This window comes from Amycolatopsis sp. NPDC051372 (genome assembly GCF_040682095.1).
GTDB lineage: Bacteria > Actinomycetota > Actinomycetes > Mycobacteriales > Pseudonocardiaceae > Amycolatopsis.
On sequence record NZ_JBFBAF010000017.1, the window covers coordinates 123533 to 140536 of the forward strand.

General features: G+C 72.0%; 18 protein-coding genes. 7 read left to right on the forward strand and 11 right to left on the reverse strand.

Annotated features, from left to right (window positions below; all coding sequences use genetic code 11):
* Positions 1–33: 33 nt before the first annotated feature.
* The gene (locus tag AB0M56_RS25570; protein WP_364180161.1) at positions 34–975 is read right to left on the reverse strand and encodes an AraC family transcriptional regulator; all 942 of its coding nucleotides are present in this window, start codon (positions 973–975) and stop codon (positions 34–36) included.
* A gap of 237 nt (positions 976–1212) precedes the next feature.
* On the opposite strand from AB0M56_RS25570, the gene AB0M56_RS25575 reads away from it, so the two are divergent.
* Positions 1213–2103 carry an anthrone oxygenase family protein gene (locus tag AB0M56_RS25575; protein WP_364180160.1) on the forward strand — a complete coding sequence of 297 codons (891 nt, stop codon included), beginning with the start codon at positions 1213–1215 and terminating at the stop codon, positions 2101–2103.
* A 33-nt stretch (positions 2104–2136) separates the two neighbouring features.
* Here the strand turns inward: AB0M56_RS25575 and AB0M56_RS25580 are convergent, their stop codons facing one another.
* The 5 genes from AB0M56_RS25580 to AB0M56_RS25600 form a co-directional block, all read right to left on the reverse strand.
* Positions 2137–2625, reverse strand: a complete 489-nt coding sequence (locus AB0M56_RS25580; RefSeq protein ID WP_364180159.1) for a GyrI-like domain-containing protein — start codon at positions 2623–2625, stop codon at positions 2137–2139.
* A gap of 20 nt (positions 2626–2645) precedes the next feature.
* Entirely contained in the window at positions 2646–2966 is a 321-nt protein-coding gene (locus tag AB0M56_RS25585) for a YciI family protein (RefSeq protein WP_364180158.1), read from the reverse strand.
* 10 nt (positions 2967–2976) lie between these two features.
* On the reverse strand, positions 2977–3783 hold the full coding sequence (locus AB0M56_RS25590; protein WP_364180156.1) for an alpha/beta hydrolase: 807 nt from the start codon (positions 3781–3783) through the stop codon (positions 2977–2979).
* On the reverse strand, positions 3780–5114 hold the full coding sequence (locus AB0M56_RS25595) for an RNA polymerase sigma factor (RefSeq protein WP_364180154.1): 1335 nt from the start codon (positions 5112–5114) through the stop codon (positions 3780–3782). Before AB0M56_RS25595 ends, AB0M56_RS25590 begins: the two co-directional genes overlap by 4 nt.
* A 110-nt stretch (positions 5115–5224) precedes the next feature.
* Positions 5225–5995, reverse strand: coding sequence for a TetR/AcrR family transcriptional regulator (locus AB0M56_RS25600; RefSeq protein ID WP_364180152.1), 771 nt, complete (start codon positions 5993–5995; stop codon positions 5225–5227).
* A gap of 81 nt (positions 5996–6076) precedes the next feature.
* Here AB0M56_RS25600 and AB0M56_RS25605 point away from each other — a divergent pair, with 81 nt between their 5' ends.
* Positions 6077–8590 carry a DEAD/DEAH box helicase gene (locus AB0M56_RS25605; RefSeq protein ID WP_364180150.1) on the forward strand — a complete coding sequence of 838 codons (2514 nt, stop codon included), beginning with the start codon at positions 6077–6079 and terminating at the stop codon, positions 8588–8590.
* The gene (locus AB0M56_RS25610; RefSeq protein WP_364180148.1) at positions 8587–9231 is read left to right on the forward strand and encodes an SWIM zinc finger family protein; all 645 of its coding nucleotides are present in this window, start codon (positions 8587–8589) and stop codon (positions 9229–9231) included. Before AB0M56_RS25605 ends, AB0M56_RS25610 begins: the two co-directional genes overlap by 4 nt.
* Here AB0M56_RS25610 and AB0M56_RS25615 read toward each other — a convergent pair.
* Together AB0M56_RS25615 and AB0M56_RS25620 are read right to left on the reverse strand one after the other, a co-directional pair.
* The gene (locus AB0M56_RS25615; protein ID WP_364180146.1) at positions 9228–10010 is read right to left on the reverse strand and encodes an SDR family oxidoreductase; all 783 of its coding nucleotides are present in this window, start codon (positions 10008–10010) and stop codon (positions 9228–9230) included. The two genes, AB0M56_RS25610 and AB0M56_RS25615, sit on opposite strands and share 4 nt — an antisense overlap.
* Positions 10011–10064: 54 nt before the next feature.
* On the reverse strand, positions 10065–10640 hold the full coding sequence (locus AB0M56_RS25620; RefSeq protein ID WP_364180211.1) for a DUF4865 family protein: 576 nt from the start codon (positions 10638–10640) through the stop codon (positions 10065–10067).
* A gap of 52 nt (positions 10641–10692) precedes the next feature.
* Here AB0M56_RS25620 and AB0M56_RS25625 point away from each other — a divergent pair, with 52 nt between their 5' ends.
* Positions 10693–11253 carry a pyrroline-5-carboxylate reductase gene (locus AB0M56_RS25625; RefSeq protein WP_364180144.1) on the forward strand — a complete coding sequence of 187 codons (561 nt, stop codon included), beginning with the start codon at positions 10693–10695 and terminating at the stop codon, positions 11251–11253.
* A 163-nt stretch (positions 11254–11416) separates the two neighbouring features.
* Here the strand turns inward: AB0M56_RS25625 and AB0M56_RS25630 are convergent, their stop codons facing one another.
* From AB0M56_RS25630 to AB0M56_RS25640, 3 genes are read right to left on the reverse strand one after another with little or no spacing between them, the layout of a single operon-like run.
* Positions 11417–12064, reverse strand: a complete 648-nt coding sequence (locus tag AB0M56_RS25630; RefSeq protein WP_364180142.1) for a class I SAM-dependent methyltransferase — start codon at positions 12062–12064, stop codon at positions 11417–11419.
* 51 nt (positions 12065–12115) lie between these two features.
* Complete coding sequence (locus tag AB0M56_RS25635; RefSeq protein ID WP_364180140.1) at positions 12116–13732, reverse strand: acyl-CoA dehydrogenase family protein; 1617 nt, start codon at positions 13730–13732, stop codon at positions 12116–12118.
* Entirely contained in the window at positions 13716–14321 is a 606-nt protein-coding gene (locus AB0M56_RS25640) for a TetR/AcrR family transcriptional regulator (protein ID WP_364180138.1), read from the reverse strand. Before AB0M56_RS25640 ends, AB0M56_RS25635 begins: the two co-directional genes overlap by 17 nt.
* A 133-nt stretch (positions 14322–14454) precedes the next feature.
* Between AB0M56_RS25640 and AB0M56_RS25645 the strand changes: the two genes are divergently transcribed.
* From AB0M56_RS25645 to AB0M56_RS25655, 3 genes are all read left to right on the forward strand, one after another.
* Positions 14455–14832 (forward strand): VOC family protein, encoded by a 378-nt coding sequence (locus AB0M56_RS25645; protein ID WP_364180136.1) that lies wholly within the window; start codon positions 14455–14457, stop codon positions 14830–14832.
* A gap of 37 nt (positions 14833–14869) precedes the next feature.
* Complete coding sequence (locus AB0M56_RS25650; RefSeq protein WP_364180134.1) at positions 14870–15433, forward strand: hypothetical protein; 564 nt, start codon at positions 14870–14872, stop codon at positions 15431–15433.
* Between the two features lie 574 nt (positions 15434–16007).
* Complete coding sequence (locus tag AB0M56_RS25655) at positions 16008–17003, forward strand: tyrosine-type recombinase/integrase (protein WP_364180132.1); 996 nt, start codon at positions 16008–16010, stop codon at positions 17001–17003.
* Position 17004 lies beyond the last annotated feature (1 nt).

Here is a 17004-nt window from a genome sequence, read left to right on the forward strand (position 1 = left end):
GACGGACACTCGGGCACGCGCGTCCCGACGTCCTCACGCCGGGACGCGCGTGCGGTACTGCTGGGGGCTGCGGCCGTATTCGCGTTTGAACGCGGCGCTCAACGCGAACGCGCTGCCGTAGCCGACCCGGCGGGCGATGGCGCCGATCGTCGCGTCGGGTTGCTGGCGCAGCAGGTCGGCGGCCAGCGCGAGGCGCCACGCGGCGAAGTAGGCCATCGGGGGCTCGCCGACGGTGGCGGTGAAGCGCCGCGCCAGGGCGGCACGGGAGACGCCGGTGCCGGCGGCGAGCTCGGCGACGGTCCAGGGGTGGGCGGGCTGGTCCTGCAGCAGCCGCAGCGCGCGGCCGGCCACGGGGTCGTCGTGGGCGCGGTACCAGGCGGGCGCCGCTGAGCCGGGGCGGGCGAACCAGGTGCGCAGCGCGGCGATGAGCAGCAGGTCCAACAGCCGGTCGAGGACGGCTTCCTGGCCGGGCACGTCTCTGCCGATCTCGGTCGCGAGCAGCGGCACGAGCGGGCTGTCCCAGTCGGCCGCGCGAACCAGCAGGGTCTGGGGCAGAGCGGCGAGCAGCCGTCGCGACACCTCGCCCACCCGCGGATACGTCCCGGTGAGCAGCACGGTGGCGCCACCGGCGGGGGTGCCCCAGGTGCGGACGCCGACGTCGACGAGGTCGATGAGGTGCTCGCCGTCGGGAGTGCGGCACTCCTGGCCGGGCAGGATCACCGCCTGCGGCGGAGTGGCCGGGTCGTCGGCGAACAGGTACGGATCCGGGCCGAGGGCGATCGCGATGTCCCCCGCCTCCAGGTGCGTGGCGTCACCGTGGTCGGGCACGAGCCACGCCTCACCGGTCACCACCGCCACGATTGTCAGCGGTGCCTCGTCTTCAATGCGCAGCGACCACGGCGGCGTCAGGACCGAGCGGAGCAGGAAGGCCCCGTGCGCGCGGGGCCCATCGAGCAGCGCTGCGAGCGGATCCATGCGCAGCAGTGTAGACGCTGGAACATGCGATTGAGCTGATGAACCATGGAGAGTCTCATCTGCGGGCGCTTCACTGGCTGGCATGACAAACACAACTCTGGTTCTGGGCGATACGGGTAAGACGGGGCGCCGGGTGACGCAGCGGCTGACTGCGCGCGGTGGTGTTTCTGCCCCGGCTCCGCCGGGGCGTGCGAGATCGCCTTTGAGCGATCTCGCGGGTGGGTCGGGTGAGGAGACGTGAGTGAGCAGGTGATGAGTGAGCAGGTGGTGCGGGAGTCGGGTGCGGCGTGGACGGTGCTGCGGGCGAGCTGGTTCTTCCAGAACTTCAGCGAGCGCTTCTTCCTCGAGCCGGTGCCGGCGGGCGAGATCGCACTGCCTGCCGGGCAGACCACGGAGCCGTTCGTGGACGCCGACGACGTCGCCGACATCGCGGCCGAGGCGCTGACCACGGGTGCGCTCGACGGCCGCACGCTGGAGCTGACCAGTCCGCGGCTGCTGACGTTCGGCGACGTAGCCGGGGAATCTCCGCCGCGATCGGGCGAGATGTCCGCTATCGTCCGGTTTCGGCGGAGGAGTTCGTGCCCGCTCACCCGACCCCAGCGCGAGATCGCGCCGACGGAGCCGGGGCCAAAAACACAGGAGCACGTGATGTCCACAGTGTCCGGAGTGGTCCTCGTGGTCGCGATCGTCGCGGCGGGCCTGATCGCGGGGTTGTTCTACTCCTACGCGGTGTCGGTGATGCCGGGCCTGGCGCGGGCGGACGACCACACGTTCGTGACGGCGATGCGCGAGATCAACATCGCGATCGTCAACGGCTGGTTCCTGCTCACGTTCCTCGGCGCGCCCCTGCTGGCCGCGGCCGCTGTGGTGCTGGACCTGGTGGCCGGCGGACGTGGGGCGCTGCCGTGGCTGATCGCCGGCTTCGCGCTGTTGCTGGCGATGATCGTGATCTCGGCCGTGAAGAACATCCCGATGAACAACGCGCTGGACCGCGGCACGGCTTCGCTCGCCGAGCTGCGCGGGCAGTTCGAGACGAGCTGGGTCCGGTGGAACCTGTTGCGTGCCTTCGCCTCGACGGCCGGGTTCGCGTGCCTGCTGGGCGGGTGGCTGGCCCGCGGGACCGGCTGACGCGGTGCCGGAGCCGGTCCCGCGGCGCGCGGGTCAGTCGGCGAGGCGGAAGTACAGGTCGGTCTCCCACTTCGTGGCGTCGGGTTCCACGCGCGGGTCGGTGCGGTAGACCTCGAGGCGCCCGGTCCAGTGCTCGCCGTCGGCGGCCTGGGTGCGGTCCCAGTGCACGCCTTCGGCCGCGCCCCAGGTGAGGACTTCGGCGGTGGTGGCGACGAGTCCGTCCGGCGCCCCGTGGTGGGTGGCCATCACGTATTTCCCGCCGGGCACGACGTCGTTGAGGTACTCCTCGCCCAGCTCGACCGGCGCGGCGACGGGCACGCCGGCTTCCACCGTCAGGTTCGCCATGTCCGGGCCGATCACGAGGTAGCGGAAGAACGGCGCGCCGGCCGGCGTGACCCCGCGTTCGGCGAGGGCGCCGACGATGGCGGCGATGCGGTGCGCGACCTCGCGCAGCCCGTCGAAGCCGACGGTCGCGCGGTAGCCGACGTAGGGCTGGTCTTGGCGGTCCACCAGGGACGGCATGGGTTCTCCTCGTGGTCGGGTCAGCCCAGCATGGGGCGGACTTCGATGGTGCCGTACGCGGCGGCGGGGTGGCGGGAGGCGATGTCGACGGCCTCGTCGAGGTCGGCGCAGTCGATCATGACGAAGCCGCCGATCTGTTCCTTGCTCTCGGTGAACGGGCCGTCGGTCAGCAGGACGTCGCCGCCGCGTACGCGCACGGTCGTGGCCGTGGCGGGCGGGTGCAGGCCGCCACCGCCGACGAGGATGCCGCGGGCGAGCAGGTCGTCGGTCCAGCCGCCGCAGCCGGCGATCTTCTGTTCCTCGGTGGGTTCTTCGCCGGCGATCATGAGCAGGTAACGCATGAGCTGCCTCCTAGGCATGGGTGAGGACTTCGGTCAGGCGGGCGGCGAAGGGGCCGGGCTCGCCGGCGAATCCGCCGTGGTCACCGGGGAATTCCACGGCCTCCCGCCCGAGTGCGCGGGCCAGTTCGAGCCCGGCGGTGTGGGCGGGGGTGCCTGCCGCGGCTTTGCCGACGGCGACAACGAGGCGGGTGTCGGTGGCGCGCAGGGCGTCGAGGTCGGGTTCCCAGGCGCCGACCGCGGCCATGAGGTGGCCGAAGAAGAAGGCGAAATTGCCCTGCATCCGTTTGCCCTGCTCGATTTCCTCGGCCGTCGGGTTCGCCGGTGGCGGCGGCACGTCGAACCCGGACGCCGCCATGAACGCGCCGAGCGCGGCCTCGACGCCCTGCTCGCGGTAGATCGCCGGGATGTCGGGGAAGTCGGCGAGCATCTCGCCGAGGTAGCGGCTGACCGGCGGCTCGTGCGCGACCAAGGTCGCCACCTCGGCCGGGTGGCGCTGGGTGTGCTCCAGCATCGTGATGGCGCCGCCGCTGTTGGCGAACACGTGCGCGGGCCCGCCGCCGAGCTCGGTGAGCAGGCGGTGCACGTCGTCGGCGTGCTCACCGACGAGGTCGCTGCCGGGTTCGCCGGCGATCGGGCTGCGCGAGATGCCGCGCGGGTCGAAGGTGACCACGGTGTAGTGGTCGGTCAGGTGCGGGCGCAGGCCGGTGAACGCCGTGGCGTCGGCGGGGCCGCCGGGCACGAGCAGCAGCACGGGGCCGTTACCGTCGACGTCGTAGGTCAGCTCGGCGCCGGGTACGCGCAGGGTCTTGGTGATCATCGCGGTCCTTCCGGTTCACGGGTCGGTTCGTCTCTCCGACGAACGGGCGGCGCCGGGACCGACACTGCGGCTCCGGAATTCCCGGGAGATGTTTCGGCGAGCCTGCGCCGCAGGTAGCTGCGCTCGGCGTCGGTGCGGGCGAGGTCGAACGCGTCGGTGTACGCGGCGTGGGCTTCGGCGGTGCGGCCGAGACGGCGGAGGAAGTCGGCGCGGGTGGCGGGTAGCAGGTGGTAGCCGGCCAGCGTGCCGCGGGCGGTGAGCTCGTCGGCGAGCGCGAGCCCGGTTCCGGGCCCGAACGCCATCCCCGCGGCGACCGCGTGGTTCAGCTCCACGACGGGGGTGGGCAGGTGGCGGCGCAGCTCGCGGTAGAGGCCGGCGATCTGGGCCCAGTCGGTGTCGGCGGCGCGCGCGGCCGTGGCGTGACACGCGGCGATCGCGGCCTGCACCTGGTACGGCCCGGGGCTGCGGCGACGCAGCGCGCCTTCCAGCAGGGTGGTGCCCTCGGTGATCGCGGCGGCGTCCCAGCGGCCGCGGTCCTGTTCCTCCAGCGGCACGAGCTCTCCGCCGTCGGCGACGCGGGTGGCGCGGCGGGCGTGCTGCAGCAGCAGGAGTGCGAGCAGGCCGGTGGCCTCGGGTTCGTCGGGCATCAGCTGCGCGAGCACGCGGGCGAGGCGGATCGCTTCGGCGGCGAGGTCGGGGCGTTGCAGGTCGGGTCCGGCGCTGGCGGTGTAGCCCTCGTTGAACAGCAGGTACAGCACGCCGAGCACGGCCGCGGTGCGTTCGGGCAGCAGGTGCGCGGGCGGTACGCGGTAGGGGATGCCGGCGCTGCGGATCTTGCGTTTCACCCGCACGAGCCGCTGCGACATCGTGGCCTCCGGGACGAGGAACGCGCGGGCGATCTCGGCCGTGCTGAGCCCGGCGAGGGTGCGCAGCGCGAGCGCGACCTGCGCTTCGACGGCGAGCGCCGGGTGGCAGCAGGTGAAGATGAGGCGGAGGCGGTCGTCGGGCACGGTGCCGTCGTCGGTCGGTGGTTCGTCGGGGACGATCATGCGCGCGGCCTCCCGGAGCTTGCCCGCACCGACGGCGTCGCGGCGGATCCGGTCGACGGCTCGGTTGCGGGCGGCGGTGGTGAGCCAGGCCCCGGGTTTGGCCGGGATGCCGTCGCGCGGCCAGGTGCGCACGGCGAGGGTGAAGGCGTCCTGGGCGCACTCCTCGGCGAGGTCCCAGTCGCCGGTGACCCGGATGAGGGTGGCCACGACCAGCGACCACTCTTCCCGGAACGCCCGCGCGACGGTGGCCTCCACCGCGGCGTCTCGCCCGTGCTTGTCCACCCCGTGCTCCCTCCGGTACCGGCTCGCTCATACCCGCTCGACGAGCGGACCGGGGCGAAACCGACACCCGGATGCGAACCTAAACCGGCGGACCGACAGTCTCCAGGCCTTCAGCGGCGCTCGACGAGCAGCGTCACCCCGTCGAGGATGCGGGCGAGGCCGAAGCGGAAGTGATGCTCGGGGTTGGACGCGGCGTTGTTCGCCTGGCCGGCGGCGGTGCCGACGCGGCTCGCGCGTGGGAAGTTCGTGGCATCGGCGGCGGGGATTTCGGCGAGGACGGGCGCGCTGCGTTCCCACCACTCGGCGTCGGTCAGGCCGCTGCGGCGCGCGAGCCGCACGGCGTCGATGGAGCCGCGCGCGGTGCCCTGCACGAGCCCGATGACGAGGCTGACGACGGCGTCGAGCTCCAGCTCGTCGAGGTCGAGGCCGTCGAGCGCGCTGAGTTCGCGTTCGTACTTGGCGAAGGTGTTGGGCCCGAGCGGCGGGCGGGCGGTGGTGATCTGCAGCAGCCACGGATGGCGGTGGTAGAGGCGCCACAGGTCCTCGGCCACGGCCGTGAGGGCGTCGCGCCAGCCGGTCGACGGCAGTTCGGCGGTGAGCTCGCCGTGGGCGTCGTCGAGCATCAGGTCGATCAGCTCGGCGTGCCCTGGCACGTAGGTGTAGAGCGACATCGGGGCGACGCCGAGCTCGTCGGCGACGCGGCGCATCGTCACGGCCTCGAGCCCGTCGGCGTCGGCCAGCCGCGTCGCGGTGGCGACGACGTCGGCCACGGTGAGCTTGGGTTTCGGCCCGCGCCGAGGCGGTCCGGGGACGCCCCAGAGCAGCTCGATCGTGCGCCGCGGGTCGCCGCCACCGGTGTACTCCGTGCTCATCCGCGTCATTCTGCCCTGCATTTTATCGTACGTCGTACAGAGTTCTGGTAATGTCGGCGGACGGCGTACGAGACCGACGGAAGGGGAGTCGTGGGGAGCGCATCGCCGGGGGAGGCCGTGGTGGTCGAGCCGGGTTTCGTCGTGTTCTGGCACCCGGACGGCACCACACCGGTGGGACCGGGCGAGCCAGGAACTGTCGACGTCGTCCTGCGCGACGGCCTGCACACGGTTCCGGCGCGGCGGGTGCCGATTGCCGACGCCGTCGCGCTGCTGCGGGAGGTCTCCGGCGACGCGTCGGCCGAGTTCTGGTCGGTCGCCGCGCAGGCGGGCACACGCTTGGCCGAGGCCGGGTGGACGGGACCGCTGGCACCGGAGGAAGAACAGTGGCTGCGCCGGCTCGCCGCCGCGATGCCCCCGCACGCCCACGCCACCCCGCTGCCCGGCGACCCGGCCCGGCTGCCCGAGCCGTTCCCTGTGCTGGTGCGGTTCCTGCGTGACGTCGCCGGCCTCACCGCCGCCACGCGGGTGTCGCTGCGGCTCGAATCGGACGACCTCGACGGCGGCCGGTTCCGCGCCGTGGTGCAGGTCCACGGCGACACACTGGTGGACGCGGAGGAACTGTGGCGGACGGGTACCGAGGCGGCCCGGCACGAGGTGCTGCTCGTGCTGCGGCGCTGCGCCGAGGTGTGGCCGCCCCTCGCCCCGCTGCTGGCCGCGCCCGTGCCCGCCGAGGTGGCGCTGCTCGACGACGACATCCGCGAGCTGCTCGGTGACGCCGCCGGCCGGCTGGCCGAGCTCGGCGTCGCCGTCCACTGGCCCGCGGAGCTGGCGGGGCTCACGGCCCGCGCGGTCGTCCGCCCGGGTGCCGTGCCGGACGACGTGCCGGCGTTCTTCGGCGGCGGCCGCGCGCTGGAGCTCGACTGGCAGCTCGCCCTCGGCGGCGCGCAGCTGTCGGCAGCCGAGCTGGACGTGCTCGCGCAGGCCCACCGGCCCGTCGTGCGGCTGCGCGACCGGTGGGTACTGCTCGACCCGGCGTCCGCGAGCCGCGCGCGGGAGCGGGCGCTGAAGCCCCTCACACCCGTCGACGCGCTTGCCGCCGTGCTGGCCGGGACGACCGAAGCGGACGGTACCGAGGTCGAGCTCGTCACCGACGGCTGGCTCGCCACAGTGCGATCCCGGCTCGCCGAGCTGCCCGGCCCGGCGCCGCAGCCGCCGGGACTGACGGCGACCCTGCGCGACTACCAGCTGCGCGGCCTGCACTGGCTCGACACCGTCACCTCACTCGGCCTGGGCGGCTGCCTCGCCGACGACATGGGCCTGGGCAAGACACTCACCCTCATCGCCCTGCACCTGCATCGCGACGCCGGCCCGACACTGGTGGTGTGCCCGGCGTCGTTGCTGGGCACGTGGGAGGCCGAGATCCACCGCTTCGCCCCGGGCGTGGCCGTGCGGCGGTTCCACGGCGGCGCCCGCTCCCTCGACGACCTGCACGGGTTCGTGCTCACCACCTACGGCACGCTGCGCGCGGACCCGGCGCCGCTGGCCGCGGTGGCGTGGGACCTGGTGGTGGCCGACGAGGCCCAGCACGTGAAGAACCACCGCTCAGGCACGGCGAAAGCGCTGCGCACGCTGCGATCGTCCGCGCGGGTGGCGCTGACGGGCACGCCGGTGGAGAACACGCTGTCCGAGCTGTGGGCGATCCTGGACTGGACCACGCCGGGCCTGCTCGGCACGCTCACCGAATTCCGCGCCCGCTGGGCGAAACCCGTCGAGTCGGGCAGCGATGCGGCAGCGGCCGAGCGGCTTTCCCGGCTGCTGCGGCCGTTCCTGCTGCGGCGGCGCAAATCCGATCCGGGGATCGCGCCCGAGCTGCCCGCGAAGACCGAGACCGACCGGCCCGTGGCGCTGACGTCGGAACAGGCCGCGCTGTACGAGGCGGCCGTGCAGGAGCTGCTGGCCGAGGTGGGGGCGAGCGACGGGATGGCGCGCCGCGGCCGGATCGTCAAGCTGCTCACCGCGCTCAAGCAGATCTGCAACCACCCGGCCCACTACCTGGCCGAAGGCGACGACGCGCCCCTGTCCGGCCGGTCCGGCAAGCTGGAACTGCTGGACGAGCTGCTCGACACGATCCTCGCCGAAGACGGCGCGGTGCTCGTGTTCACCCAGTACGTGGTGATGGCGCGGCTGCTGCAACGCCACCTCGCGAGTCGTAAAATCCCCAGCCAGCTCCTGCACGGCGGCACCCCCGTTCCTCAGCGGGAGGAGCTGGTCCGCCGGTTCCAGGACGGTGCCGTGCCGGTGTTCCTGCTGTCGCTGAAGGCGGCTGGGACGGGCTTGACGCTCACCCGCGCCGACCACGTCGTGCACTATGACCGCTGGTGGAACCCGGCCGTCGAGGAGCAGGCGACCGACCGCGCGTACCGGATCGGGCAGACGCGGCCGGTGCAGGTGCACCGGCTCGTCGCCGAGGGCACCGTGGAGGACCGCATCGCCGCGATGCTGCGCGAGAAGCGCGCGCTCGCCGACGCTGTGCTCGCCGGTGGGGAAGCGGCGTTCACCGAGCTGACGGACGCCGAGCTCGTGCAGTTGAGGAGGCCGGCATGACCGACCGCGTCCGGGGGTTCGCGGCGTTCCCCGCTCGCGAGGGCCGGGGTCCGTTCGCGCGCACGTGGTGGGGCCGTGCGTGGCTACAGGCCATGGAGGACACGGCCCTGGATCTGCGGCAGCTGCGGCGCGGCCGTGGTTACGCCGTGGCGGGACTGGTCGGGCCGATCACCGTGAGCCCCGGCCGGATCGCCGCGACCGTGGACGACACCGACGGCGGTCCGTTCCGCACGAGCGTGCACCTGGCCGAACTGTCCACAGCGGACTGGGACCTCCTGCTCGGCCGCGCAGCCGACCGGGCCGGGAACCTCGCCGCGCTGCTCGACCGGCACCTGCCACCGGAGCTGGCCGACGACGTGCCACTGCTGCCGGGGATCGGCGACCTCGACCCGGACTGCGACTGCCCCGGCTTCGAGCTGCCGTGCCGGCACGCGGCCGCGCTGTCGTTCCAGGTGTCGTGGCTGCTCGACGCCGACCCGTTCGTGCTGCTGCTCGCCCGCGGCCGCACCGAACGCGAGGTCCTCGACGAGCTCGGGCAGCGCACCACCCGCCCCGCCGACGGCATCCTCGTCGCCGACGCGTACACGCGGGTGGTGCCGCCTCTGCCGGATCTGGCCGAGTTCAGCCCGGTGCCGCGCTAGGCGTGGGTGCCGCCGTCGATGCGGATCTCGGTGCCGGTGATGAACTCGCCGTCGTCGGAGGCCAGCATCGCCACGACACCGGCGACCGACTCCGGGCGACCGACCGGGTTGCCGACCGGCGTCGCGAGATCCGTCGGCAGGATCGGCAGGAGCTTGCCGAACAGCGCCCAGTCGACGTCCTGCGGCATCCAGGTGCCCGCGTTGTCGGTGATGCCGCTCTTCACGCTGCCCGGCGCGACGCTGACCGCGCGCACGCCCTGCTTGCTGTACTCCAGCGCCAGCGAGTGGGTGAACGCCTGGATCCCGCCCTTGCTCGCCGCGTACGCCGCCATGTAGGGGTGCGCGAAGGCCGCGGACGTGGAGCTGAAGTTGATCACCACGCTCTTCCCGGTGGCGATCAACGCGGGCAACGCCTCGCGCGTGACCAGGAACGTGCCGGTGAGATTCACCGCGACGATCCGGTTCCAGAACTCCAGCGACGTCTCGTGCGTGTGAGAGGCCTGCAGAATCCCGGCGGCGTTGACGAGCACATCGAGCCCGCCGAGGTGCTCGACCGCGGCCGCGATGCCCTTCACCACCGACTGCTCGTCGGCGACGTCCATCACGAAGGTCTCGAGGCGCGGGTCGCCGGCCAGCTCGGCGGTGCCCGCGATGGTCTCGGCGGACACGTCGGTGGCCACCACCCGCGCCCCCTCCGACAGCAGACGCAGCGTCGTGGCGCGGCCGATGCCGGAACCGGCACCCGTCACGAGGATCCGGCGATCGTGCAAGCGAGTCATCGATCTCCGTAGTGTTGGCTTCGGCTCCGCGATCTCGCTGTCACCATACCGAGTTCACCACTGCCTGCCACGGCGCAGTTTCGCCAGTTCCGGCATCGACACGTGCCCGATCCGGTACCGCACGGGGTCTTCGTCCGATGCGTCCTCGGCCCACAGCGTGTAGCGCACCAGCTCCCAGCCGCGCGGGTCGATCACGAGCGCCGCGGAATGGACACCGTCGCGCCGCGAGTGCTCCGACAGATCGGCCAGCGCCGGCGTGATCACGTCACCCGGAAGGACCTCGCGCGGCAGGGTTTCCGTGCGTTTGCCCGCCGCGCGAGGTGTCGTGCCGAACGCCGGTCCCTCCTCGAACGCCAGCACGGTCCAGTGCTGCACGGGCGGGCGCTCGAAGTCGTCCACGATCCCGCGGAACCCGCCCTCCCACAGGAACGAGTGCATCCCGGCTGGGTCGTGCCAGAGGTAGAAGGGGGAGTACTGGTTGAGCTGCGAGCCGTCGACGCCGCGCTCACGCACCCCGTACGCCTTGAGCCCCAGCCCGGGGAACTCGTCCAGCAACGGCCCGCGCTCGCGCACCCTGCGGTGGATGATCTGCATGTCGTAGTCGGCGGGCAGGGTGATCTCGTAGTGCATGGCGTGCACGGGTGACCTCCGATCGTCGAGGTCCACACTAGGAGGGCGGGGCATGCGGGCGTACGGGTTGGTGGGAGCAGGGGAGATCACGGCCGCGATCGTCGAAGGGCTGAGCGCGGATGTGGCCGACCCGCCCGCCGTGTTCCTCTCCCCGCGCGGGCGGCAGGTCGCACACGAGCTGGCCGGGCGGCTCGACGCGGCTTCGGTGATCGTGCTCGCGATCCGGCCCGACGTGGCGCAACAAGTGGTGGCAGAGCTGGAGTTCCGGCCGGACCACGTGGTGCTCAGCGCCGTGGCCGGGATGCCGCTGGCGACGCTGCGGGCGTGGACCGCGCCGGCCGCGCACGTCGTACGGACCATTCCGCTGCCCCAGGCCGCGCGCCGGCACAGCCTCACCGCGCTGTTCCCGGACCACCCCGTCGCCCGGGACCTGTTCGAACCGCTCGGCGGGGTGGTCGTCCCGCCGGACGAGCCGACGCTCGACGCCTTCAGCGCCGCCACCGCCACCTTCGCCGCTCACCTGGACTACCTGACCACCATCGCGGGCTGGCTCGCCGGCCACGGCGTCGAACCCGCCGCCGCCGACGCCTACGTGACTCACCTGTTCGCGTAGCTGGGCCAGTCGCTGGGCATCGCGTCGCTCACCGAACTGACCGCTAAACACACCACACCGGGCGGGATCAACCAGCAGCTGATGACCGCGTTGCGCCACGACGGCGTGCCCGGCTCGGTGCGCCGCGGCCTCGACGCGGTCCTGGCCCGGCTGCGCGAATAACTCAGCTTTCCTTACGCGCCAGCAGATACGCCTGCGGCGTCTTCTCACGCGGCGCCCGTGCGCGGACCAGCCGCGCCTCCACCGTGAACCCGGCGTCGGTGAGCAGCCCGGCAATGAAATCCGGGTCGAGGCGGTAGGCGTCGAGGGAGATGTCGTGGCCGTAGCCGTGGGTGAGATGCCGGCGCTCGGCCCCCACCTGAAACGCGGTCAGCAGCCGCCCGCCCGGCGCGACCACGCGCGCGAGCTCCGCGACCAGCACCGGCAGCTGCTCCGGCGGCGTGTGGATCAGCGAGTACCACGCGAGCGCCCCCGCCAGCGACGCGTCGGCCAGCGGCAGCGCGGCCATCGACCCGACCTCGAACTCCAGCTCCGGGTACGCCTCGCGCGCGACCTCGACCATGCCGGGGGACAGGTCGATCCCGAACGCGGCCAGGCCGCGACCCGCCAGGTACCCCGTGATCCGGCCCGGACCGCAGCCGAGATCCCCGACGCGCGCGCCGGTGCCTACGAGCTCGGTGAAGGTATCCAGCATCGCGCGATCCCACGGACTCGCGGCGAGGTCGTCCTTCGACAAGTCGGCGTAGGACGCCGCGACGGTGTCGTAAGCGGTGCGGGTGGCGGACACGAAGTCGGTTTCGGAGGCGGTCATGACCACGCACGCTAGCGCGCCGACCGGCCCCGTGTCCGCCGAACGCGCCGCCTACACCCGCGCGCGGTCGATGATCGCCGAAGTGTCCGTGCCCGCCGGCAGCGTGCCGAACGCGATGCCCCAGTCACCGGCGAAGCGCGACGCGCAGAACGCGTCGGCAACGGCCTGGTCACCATGGCGCACGAGCAGGGAACCCTGCAGCACCAACGCCATCGACTCCACCACGCGCCGCGCGCGGAACTCCACGTCGTCCAGATCGGACAGTTCCTTCTTCAACCGGTCCACGGCGTCGTCGAGGCGCGCATCCGCACCGGCGGCCTGCTCGACCTCGCCGAAGAACGCCGCCACCGACTCCGGCTGACGGCCCATCGCACGCAACGCGTCGAGCGCCGCCACGTTGCCCGAACCCTCCCAGATAGACATCAGCGGCGCCTCGCGGTAAAGCCGCGGCATCCCGGACTCCTCGACATAACCGTTGCCGCCGAAGCACTCCAGCGCCTCTGCCGCGTGCATCGGCGCCCGCTTGCACACCCAGTACTTCGTGACCGCCATCCCGAGGCGCCGGAACGCCTGCTCCTGCGCGTCGTCGGGCCGGTCGCCCGCCGCCGCGAGCCGCATCGCCACGGTCGCCGCCGCGTCGGACTCCACCACGAGGTCGGCCAGCACGTTCGCCATCAACGGCTGATCCACCAGCGCCTTGCCGAACGCGTGCCGGTGCGTCGCGTGGTGCACCGCCCGCACCACACCCAGCCGCATCCCCGACGCACTGCCGAGCGCGCAGTCCAGCCGCGTGTTGTTCACCATCTCGATGATCGTGCGGACCCCTCGGCCCTCCTCGCCGACGAGCCAGCCCACCGCGTCCTCGTACTCGATCTCCGACGACGCGTTCGACCGATTGCCCAGCTTGTCCTTCAGCCGCTGCAGACGGATCGGGTTGCGGCTGCCGTCGGGCAGCACACGGGGGAGCAGGAAACACGACAGTCCGCCGGGCGCCTGCGCCAGCGTGAGGAACACGTCCGACATCGGCGCCGAGGTGAACCACTTGTGGCCCACCAGCCGGTAGGAACCATCGGCGACCGGCCGCGCGGTCGTGGTGTTGGCCCGCACGTCGGAGCCGCCCTGCTTCTCCGTCATCGACATGCCCGCGATCAGCCCGCGCTTGGTGCTCGGCTCCCGCAGCCCGAAGTCGTACTCCGTCGCCGCCAGCAGCGGCTCGTACAGCGCCGCCAGCTCCGCGTTGGCCCGCAACGCCGGAACCGCCGCATAGGTCATCGAAATCGGGCACGTGTGCCCGGCCTCCACCTGACCCCACACGTACAGCTTCGCCGCCCGCGCCGCGTGCGCCCCGGCCCGCTCGTCACGCCACGGCGCGCCCTGCAACCCGTGCGACACGGCGACGGTCATCAGCTCGTGCCAGTACGGGTGGTACTCCACCTCGTCGATCCGGTTCCCGTACCGGTCGTGCGTGCGCAGCACCGGCTCGTTCTCGTTGACGATCCGGCCCCACTCCTGCGCCTGCTCGCTCCCGGCGAGCCGGCCCAGCTCATGGACCTCCTCCGCCGCCCAGCCCGCGTCCGCGCGATCCAGCGACTCGAGCAGCGCCGGATCCTGCGCGACGTCGTAGACCAACGGCGGCACCTGGTTGGTGACCTCATGCGTGGCGGACATCGGAACCTCCCAAAGACCGGACGACGAACGTCCGCAACTCGACGACATCACTCACCGCACCGCCTCGCAGCGGCCCGATCAACACCTCCGCCGCGGCACCCACCAGCGCCGCCGCGGTCAGCACGGAATCCTGCGCGGGCAACACACCCGAACGCACCCCGGCGGCCACGTGCTCGGCCACCACGTCCCGGAAAGCGCGCCGGAACTCCAGGCGCTCCGCGTCGATGAGCGCGTCCACCGGCTCGGCCAGCAGCGCATACGCCAGCCGCGGCGCCTTCAACGCGCGCGCCGCGAAGGTCTCGAACACCGCCGCCACCCGCTCCGCCGGCTCACCCGGCCCCGCCGACGCCTCCCGCACCGCCTCGACCTCCCGCGTCACCACCTGGCGGAACACCCGCACGACCAGCTCGGCCTTGGTGGGGAAGTGGCGGTACACCGTGCCGACGGCGACCCCGGCCCGCTCCGCAACGGCCGCCACGGAACAGCCCGCGTAGCCGTGCTCGGCCAGCTGCTCGACCGCCGCGGCGACGATCGAGTCGCGCAGCGCGTCGAGGCGCTCCTGCACCTTGGGGGTCCTGCGGTAGGGCACGTCAAGAAGTGAAGCACCGATTCATTACTTCAGTCAACCAGGCCGGCGCACACCAAAAAAGTCGGCGACCCAAGGGGAGTGGGGCGTGCTTGGCTGGGGATCCGGACGAAAGGACCACACCATGTTGCGTGGAATGGCCACCCTGAACTTCTCCGCCGACGATCTCTCCGCCGCCCAGGCCTGGTACACGGCCGTGCTCGGCATCGAGCCGTACTTCGCCCGACCCGGCTACATCGAATACCGCCTCGGCGACCGCGAAGCCGAACTCGGCATCGTCGACCGCCAGTACCTGCCCCCGGCGCCCGACGGTCCCGCCGGCGCGATCCTGTACTGGCACGTCGACGACCTGCCCGCCGCACTCGACCGCCTCATCACCCTGGGCGCCACCGAACACGACGGCCTGCGCGAGCGCGGCCACGGGTTCGTCACCGCCTCGGTCGTCGACCCGTTCGGCAACGTTCTCGGCATCATGTCCAACCCGCACTACGTGGACATGCTCGCGAAGCAGTAAGCCAGGGGAGACCCAGCCGGAGCCGCTCACGCTGGTCGTGTTCCACGGCAGCGGGGGCACTCTGCTGATCTGGATCAGTGCCGCCCTGATCCTCGTGATCCCGGCGATCCTGGCGCGATCCGGGGTATTCGTCCTGCTGAGCATTTTCATCGCCGGCATCCACGTCGTGATGATCTTCATGGCCGGGCTCACCGCGGTCGACGGATTCGTCCTCCAGACGCGTGGCGTGCAAGTGCAGGCGACCTCGACCGGCTACACCGACCGGTGGACCGCCGCGCCGTTCACGCCGCCGAGCAAGTACACGCGGCACGCGCTGGCCGTCGTCACGCCGGACGGGCAGCACGGAGTCGTGGCCGTGAACGGCGACAAGCCGGGCTCGGTCGTCGACGTGGTCGCGGACCCGGCGGCGGCAGTGGACCTGCACCGACCCGACGAGATCGACTTCGGTGTCGGCATCGTCATCGCGGCCATCGATCTCTTGATGATCTTCGGATGGGTCTACTGGGCGGGTCGGTCACGGACCCGACCTCGCCGCGCGTCCGGCGCGGCCGCACCGGTCTCAGGTCCGGAGGAGCAGGCTCCGCCGACCAAGTTGACATAATGTACATTATCGGCACTTGGCCGACCTGCTGAAGGAAGCCCGGAGAGGGGCTTCAGGAGGCTGACTCCAGCGGTTTCACACCGCGAACGAGAGCGCATCCCGGGAAGCCTGCCGGAGCGCCGCGATCCGCACTCGACCGAACGTCCACCACGGGACGAGTCCTGAGCAAGCCGCCTGGAGGCCGTCCGGAGACTTCGGCGGAGATCCCCGAGTTCAGGCGCCAACACAACACCGGAACACCCGTTCAATTCGTCACCGTGACGAATTGAACGCGACTGGCGGGACATTGAAAGTACGCAACCAACACGCGTACCGAAGCATTGACAGTCGATCGGCTCTCAGCACGGGCCCCTGGAACGACCTCAGGCAACCACTCGAACGGATGAACGATCCCTCGACAACACCGCACCACGCAGTCGAAGACGCGCCGAACCGGCCATACGAGCCGAGGACGCGAGACCGAGAGAACCGTTGTCCCCCAAGGGGATTCAGCCCCGCCACGCCCATGTTTCATGCATAATCGCCATTATGCAGCATACCGGACGAGCATCCGGACGACAGAACTGTCGGTGCTGTGCTGTACAAGATCCAGATGCTGGTTTCCGAGGCACAGCAAGCGTTCTTCGCGGCACGGCGGCCGCGCAAGGACTCGCCGCACACCACTGCCGCCTACCGTCGTGATCTGGCCGGGATCACCACTCTCCTGCTCCAGGAGCTGGGCCTCGCGCCCGAGGAGCTGGATGTCGAGCACTTGACGGCGCCGGCGCTGAGGACGGCGTTCGGCGCGTTCGCCGACGGGCACGCGAAGAGCTCGGTGCTGCGGGCGTGGTCGACGTGGAACCAGTTCCTCACGTTCTGCGTGTCCGACGGGCTGCTGGCGGGCAACCCGATGGGTGCAGTCGCCCGGCCGAAGACTCCCCCGCTGGTGCCGAAACCGTTGCGGGGTGAGGAAACCCCGGAGCGGTTGCTCGCCGCGGCGGCCGACGGTGCGCGGCGCGCGCGGGATCCGTGGCCGGAGCGCGACGTGCTGGTGCTGGCGCTCGGGCTGGTGGCGGGGTTGCGCGCGGCGGAGATGCGGGCGCTGACGCCGCGTTCGGTGGTGGGCCGGGACGGTGAGCTGCGGTTGCACGTCTCGGGCAAGGGCAGCCGGGATCGGTCGATCCCGGTGCAGCCGGTGCTGGCGAAGCTGATCGAGGACTACGGGAAGTCGTGCCGGCGGCGGTTTCCCCAGTTGCGGTTTCCGGCGGCGGAGCCGTTGCTGCGCGATCGGGCGGGCGAGCCGATCGGGCGTGGGGCGCTGGAGTACCTGGTGAAGTCGTGTTATCGGTGGGCCGGGTTGCACGACCGGGTGCCGGCGGGCGCGAACCTGCACGCGTTGCGGCATACGTTCGCGACGCGCTTGGCGGAGGACGGGGCGACGGCGTCGGAGATCATGGCGTTGCTGGGGCACGCGAGCCTGGCCACGAGCCAGAACTACATCGAGGCGACGGGCCGGGAGCAGCGGGCCGCGGCGGCGAGCAACCGGACGTACCGCGCGCTGGACGGGCTGGGCGCGGGTGATGCGGGCTGAG

Coding starts and splice junctions, on each gene's coding strand:
- AB0M56_RS25620 (WP_364180211.1), bottom strand. CDS start 10,640: ATGCACTACGAGATCACCCTGCCCGCCGACTACGACATGCAGATCATC.
- AB0M56_RS25625 (WP_364180144.1), top strand. CDS start 10,693: ATGCGGGCGTACGGGTTGGTGGGAGCAGGGGAGATCACGGCCGCGATC.
- AB0M56_RS25635 (WP_364180140.1), bottom strand. CDS start 13,732: ATGTCCGCCACGCATGAGGTCACCAACCAGGTGCCGCCGTTGGTCTAC.
- AB0M56_RS25630 (WP_364180142.1), bottom strand. CDS start 12,064: ATGACCGCCTCCGAAACCGACTTCGTGTCCGCCACCCGCACCGCTTAC.
- AB0M56_RS25570 (WP_364180161.1), bottom strand. CDS start 975: ATGGATCCGCTCGCAGCGCTGCTCGATGGGCCCCGCGCGCACGGGGCC.
- AB0M56_RS25580 (WP_364180159.1), bottom strand. CDS start 2,625: ATGCCGTCCCTGGTGGACCGCCAAGACCAGCCCTACGTCGGCTACCGC.
- AB0M56_RS25600 (WP_364180152.1), bottom strand. CDS start 5,995: ATGACGCGGATGAGCACGGAGTACACCGGTGGCGGCGACCCGCGGCGC.
- AB0M56_RS25610 (WP_364180148.1), top strand. CDS start 8,587: ATGACCGACCGCGTCCGGGGGTTCGCGGCGTTCCCCGCTCGCGAGGGC.
- AB0M56_RS25645 (WP_364180136.1), top strand. CDS start 14,455: ATGGCCACCCTGAACTTCTCCGCCGACGATCTCTCCGCCGCCCAGGCC.
- AB0M56_RS25585 (WP_364180158.1), bottom strand. CDS start 2,966: ATGCGTTACCTGCTCATGATCGCCGGCGAAGAACCCACCGAGGAACAG.
- AB0M56_RS25590 (WP_364180156.1), bottom strand. CDS start 3,783: ATGATCACCAAGACCCTGCGCGTACCCGGCGCCGAGCTGACCTACGAC.
- AB0M56_RS25615 (WP_364180146.1), bottom strand. CDS start 10,010: ATGACTCGCTTGCACGATCGCCGGATCCTCGTGACGGGTGCCGGTTCC.